The sequence below is a fragment of the ANME-2 cluster archaeon genome, assembly GCA_014237145.1.
Lineage (GTDB): Archaea > Halobacteriota > Methanosarcinia > Methanosarcinales > Methanocomedenaceae > Methanocomedens_A.
Genome location: JAAXOC010000097.1, coordinates 1 through 4,774, shown reverse-complemented (window position 1 = coordinate 4,774; position 4,774 = coordinate 1). Strand labels below are relative to the sequence as shown.

Below are 4,774 nucleotides of genomic sequence, written 5' to 3'. Positions count from 1 at the left end.
GAATTCCTAACTCTTTTGCAATGGCATTAATCACCTCCAACTCTACTTCCGGATCAACATTTATTATTATTTCCTTCGTTATGCATTCTTCCAAATAATGTTTACTTTTGCAATTTCCATTTGCTCTTATTTTCTCTGGTGGAATTCCTGCATCGAGTGCAGATTGCAATTCATACTCTGAAGCAACATCTGCTCCGGAACCTAATTTAACCAAATATTTAGGAATACCAAAAGTTGTATTTGCTTTAACTGCATAACATATTAGATAATCTTCACACTCTTTTTCAAGTGCATTTTGATATTTTTTATAATTATCCCTTATAATATCTTCAAACAAAACATATAACGGCGTGCCATATTCTTTTGCTAATTCAACCATATCTACATCATATATTTTCCGATGATTGTTCTCAGTTTTATCTAAATGTTTATTCCAATGTCCTTTGTCCCAAATCATTCCAAATCACTTCTTTTTTGCTAAATGTACATGTATAGATTATGTTGCACAGTTAGTAACCTCTGTTTCTCCTCCTTAGGAAGGAAATCTTATCCATGTTTTTTCCGTGAAATTTTTCCAAAGATCCAGTCACATACCCCGGAATTAATTACCGAGGCCAGTAAATAATACTCTACCTCCTTATTTTCGATTTCGTCAGTCAATATCCCAAACACAGTTCATAACCACACCCTCCTAAGTATAATAAACGCAATCTCATATAAATATTTCTAAAAACAACTCCCAAAAATGCAGGTGTACACGCAGCATACCCACATCTCACTGACAGTCAATCCACACCCAGGAAAGAAATGGCAAAGCAAGAGAGTGCCTACAAGTGCTGACCCAACTGCCCGTTCTGTATCCTATCCTTAGATGCGGGGCTGGAGTTGATGCGGGAGTCGGGCGAGCCTATGGAGTTCGGGATTTTTGGATTTTCCAAGGTGTTTTCAAAGGCTTTTGGCGAGGGGGTAATGGGGCAGCGGTAGAATGTAAGGTGGGGGATGTCGTCACGGACTTACCGATGAGTCAAACGTTGCGACGGCACACCCAACCGCATTAGAGCTGCGAAGCATGACGTGCCGTCGCTTTACAACTCAGTTTTTATTGGAAATCCAAAAGTCTCATTTACCTGCAACCTTCCTTTTCTTCTTTACTACCTGAGTTTCAGGGTACATGTTAATAGCTTGCGTCTCAAAATACCTCTTTAAATATTCCCACTAAAATTGACCAACTTTTCCCATTGAAAATTGACCCACCCTATTACTAAAATACTCCTGCATTATTACAGGAGGTTTTGAGGTGATCTCAGTAGAAGATTGGATAACAATAAGGAACTTAAAGAAATGAAATCCCAAAATGGGAACAAGGGCAATTACAGAGAAACTCGATTTATCTAGAAACACTATTGAAATTGTAATTGAAGTATAAATAAATGTGTCCCTTTAGTAAAAAAGCAAGCCGAGGAGATCTTGACGATCATGTCGTTACCATTGAAACAGCCTTGGATTCCATAGAAAATTTCGAACATTTAGGGTATATGTTAATTAATGATTCTTGCCTTCCCTCCTGCACTGGTACCTGTGTACTTTTAATCCGGATATAATAGAGCAGGAATGCGACAATCTGATTTATACCATTAAAAGACTTTTAAATTTATTTCTATCCAGAACTACCCATAATCGGAAGTACAATAAGTTCATTCACCCTTTTTCCTGAAAAACAGCCACTGCTCCTTGTCACCCCTTGGTTTGGTCCTGATAAGACAGTACACGCCTGATAGCCGCCGTCCATCCATCCTGAAGATTATCTTTCCTTTTTCATCATCCACTTCCAACGGCTCGAATGTGCCCCGGTCCCACATCTTTACAGTCCCGGCCCCGTAATGCCCTTTTGGAATTTCACCCTCGAAGTCGGCATATTCCAGGGAGTGGTCCTTGGTTGGTATGGCCAGCCTTTTCACACCCGGCCCGGTTGGTGGTTCCTTTGGCACTGCCCAGCTCCTGAGCACACCCCCAATCTGTAACCGCAGGTCCCAGTGTAACTTTTTGGAATTATGTTCCTGGATAACAAAGACACTTTCGCCTGACGATTTACCGGCAAGTACGGGTTCAGTTATCCCGGAAGAATTACGTTCATTCCTGTTTTGTTCAGGTTTCATTTCACTCCCATCCGCGGGCATAGATGTTGCAACATACATATACCATGTTCAGGTTTGCGGGCACTGCATACTGCACGGCCATGCAGTATGAGCCTGTATGACAAGTCGCTCCACTCCTCCTTCGGGGCCAGCTTCATTAGGTCCGCCTCGATCTTATCCGGGTCAGTATACCGGGTCAGCCCCAGCCTGAAGGACAGCCGCTTCACATGGGTATCTACTGCAATCCCTTCAGTAATGTTATAGGCGCTGGACAGTACGACATTTGCAGTCTTACGCCCCACACCTGGCAATGTAATCAGTTCTTCCATGGTATCAGGGACATTACCGCTGAAATTTTCAAGGATTTCAATACTACTGTTCTTGATATTCTTTGCTTTCTGTCTGTAAAAACCTGTAGACCTGATATCCTGTTCCAGTTCCTGCAGGTCAGCTTCAGCAAATTCATTAATCCCTTTGTATTTCCTGAAGAGTTCTTCAGTTACCATATTAACCCTAACATCAGTACACTGGGCCGAAAGGATAGTAGCTACAAGCATCTGGTGAGGTGTTTCATATCTGAGTGCAGTCCTTGAAATTGGATACTCATCCTTAAGCAGCCTGATCATCTCAAGCATCTGCCCGGCCGGTTTCATGAAAAAATAAAGGCGATATGAATAGATAATAGTTGTGATTCCAGATGTGGTTCCGGTTGTGATTCGCTTCGTTATTCTATCCCGGCAAGGTAGCGTTCTGCTGAGACCGCAGCCAGGGCACCATCACCAACTGCCGTAGCTACCTGGCGCAGTAATGTTGTCCGGCAATCACCTGCAGCAAATATACCTGGTACTGAAGTGGACAGGTCAGGACCGGTAATAAGAAAACCGTTCCCATCTTTGTCGGCTTCGACAAAATCCGTGCCAGGTTCCACACCCACATACATAAACACGCCCCCAACCTGTATCTCTTTGATCTCATCAGTTAGCTTGTTCTTGACTTTTACCTTTTCAACAGTATCCGTACCTTCGATCGACTGCAGGTTGGAGTTCCAGACAAACTCTATCTTCGGGTTCTTGAAAGCCCTTTCCTGATTGATCTTTTCGGCTCTCAGTTTATCCCTGCGGTGGATGACATATACCTTGTTGACCATTTTGGTAAGGAAGATGGCTTCAACAATAGCACTGTCGCCGCCGCCTACCAGCGCCACATCCTTGCCTGTAAAGAAAAAACCATCACACGTAGCGCAGGTAGATACGCCCCTGCCTGTGAATTCGTCTTCGCCGGGCACACCCAGTTTCTTTGGCCTGGTACCTGTGGCAACAATTACGGATCTGGCCTCTAACTCATCATCAGAGGTCACGACTGTCTTTACTTCGCCTCCGTCCTTGATCTGCCTGACATCGGCAAACTTTATTTCAAGGTCGAACTTCTTAGCATGTTCTTCCATATTTTCCATCAGTTCCATGCCGCTAACCTCGGGAAAACCCGGGTAGTTCTCAAGCATATGGGTCTTGATGATCTGCCCGCCCACTCCAACTTTCTCTATAAGCAGGGCATTCATCATTGCGCGTTTGGCATATATGCCTGCTGAAAGTCCGGCAGGACCGCCGCCGATTATGATTACATCATATACCATTGTTAACCATCCATTGTTATTTATCCTGGAATAATACTGAGTAGTCTATATTCCCTTTTCCATTCATTATACTTTTGTCAGGACTTTGCTGTCAAATCTTTTGGTGGTGAGGTTTATTTTACAGTTTCATTCTATGTGTTTGATTCGTAATTCACTTTATAGTCTGCTACATAAAGACAAGATGTCTTTTGGAATATCGATACCAATTAAGCAATAAAGCAGTATCTCCGAACGAGACCGTCACATTACATGTTGGTATTATCAAACTAACCGCAGACGAACGCCGATAAACGCGGATACGCTACCTGAAAATCTGTGTTCATCTGTGTTTATCTGTGGTTTAATTAAATTCACCAACACGAATTGTAACGGTCTCAAACAGTATCTCCGAACAATATGTCCATATGAGATAGCCCGCTCTATCCCAATACACAAATATTTGAAAAGATGTGGACATACTATCGATGGCTCCCTGATGATCCACCAACCTACACCTCCATGTTGCTGAGTCATGGAGGTGGCCACCTAATCATATATTCTTATATCGCGTTACACATTCTTCATACATATCTAACATGAACACTTTGAAACTTACCTCATCTTTGTACAATACAACCCATAGCAGTTGCAATACTTGTTCATAAGCAAAATAAAAAAACCTGATACTGACATCCTTTGATTTTGACATTATACATGCTTCATCCTGAACACGGAACCCGGTTTCAATTCTCCACCTCCGTTTATATGGTGCAATAATGTGATCAAGATTGATGGAAGATTGATTTGTGGCAAATGCCCAGTCATATAATTTGTCACTTCTTTTATCGAATATTTGTTTTAGAAGTGCAAGAGTTGTTTCCCCTCTAAGAACAGTTTTATCTATATCAAGTTTGAACTTGTGCTGGACAGTTTTCTTTTCATTTTTCTCCATTTCAGCAAGTTCCTTTCGAATTTTAGAATTTTTTGTAACAAAAATGAGATACGGATGCTTTGTTTTTGATAGCGT

General features: G+C 42.0%; 5 protein-coding genes. All 5 read right to left on the bottom strand.

Going from position 1 to position 4,774, the window contains the following annotated elements; genetic code table 11:
- Positions 1-379 (bottom strand): diaminopimelate decarboxylase (locus tag HF974_13430; protein ID MBC2699303.1); only part of this gene is annotated, 379 nt, incomplete at its 3' end.
- Positions 380-1,694: 1,315 nt separating this feature from the next.
- On the bottom strand, positions 1,695-2,156 hold the full coding sequence (locus HF974_13425) for a 3'-phosphoesterase (protein MBC2699302.1): 462 nt from the start codon (positions 2,154-2,156) through the stop codon (positions 1,695-1,697).
- Positions 2,153-2,788, bottom strand: a complete 636-nt coding sequence (nth, locus tag HF974_13420; protein ID MBC2699301.1) for an endonuclease III — start codon at positions 2,786-2,788, stop codon at positions 2,153-2,155. The genes HF974_13425 and nth overlap by 4 nt, the downstream gene beginning before the upstream one ends.
- Positions 2,789-2,859: 71 nt before the next feature.
- Entirely contained in the window at positions 2,860-3,768 is a 909-nt protein-coding gene (trxB, locus tag HF974_13415; GenBank protein MBC2699300.1) for a thioredoxin-disulfide reductase, read from the bottom strand.
- A 529-nt stretch (positions 3,769-4,297) separates the two neighbouring features.
- Positions 4,298-4,699, bottom strand: coding sequence for a hypothetical protein (locus tag HF974_13410; GenBank protein MBC2699299.1), 402 nt, complete (start codon positions 4,697-4,699; stop codon positions 4,298-4,300).
- Positions 4,700-4,774: the final 75 nt, after the last annotated feature.

Coding starts and splice junctions, on each gene's coding strand:
- HF974_13425 (MBC2699302.1), bottom strand. CDS start 2,156: ATGAAACCTGAACAAAACAGGAATGAACGTAATTCTTCCGGGATAACT.
- trxB (MBC2699300.1), bottom strand. CDS start 3,768: ATGGTATATGATGTAATCATAATCGGCGGCGGTCCTGCCGGACTTTCA.
- HF974_13410 (MBC2699299.1), bottom strand. CDS start 4,699: ATGGAGAAAAATGAAAAGAAAACTGTCCAGCACAAGTTCAAACTTGAT.
- nth (MBC2699301.1), bottom strand. CDS start 2,788: ATGAAACCGGCCGGGCAGATGCTTGAGATGATCAGGCTGCTTAAGGAT.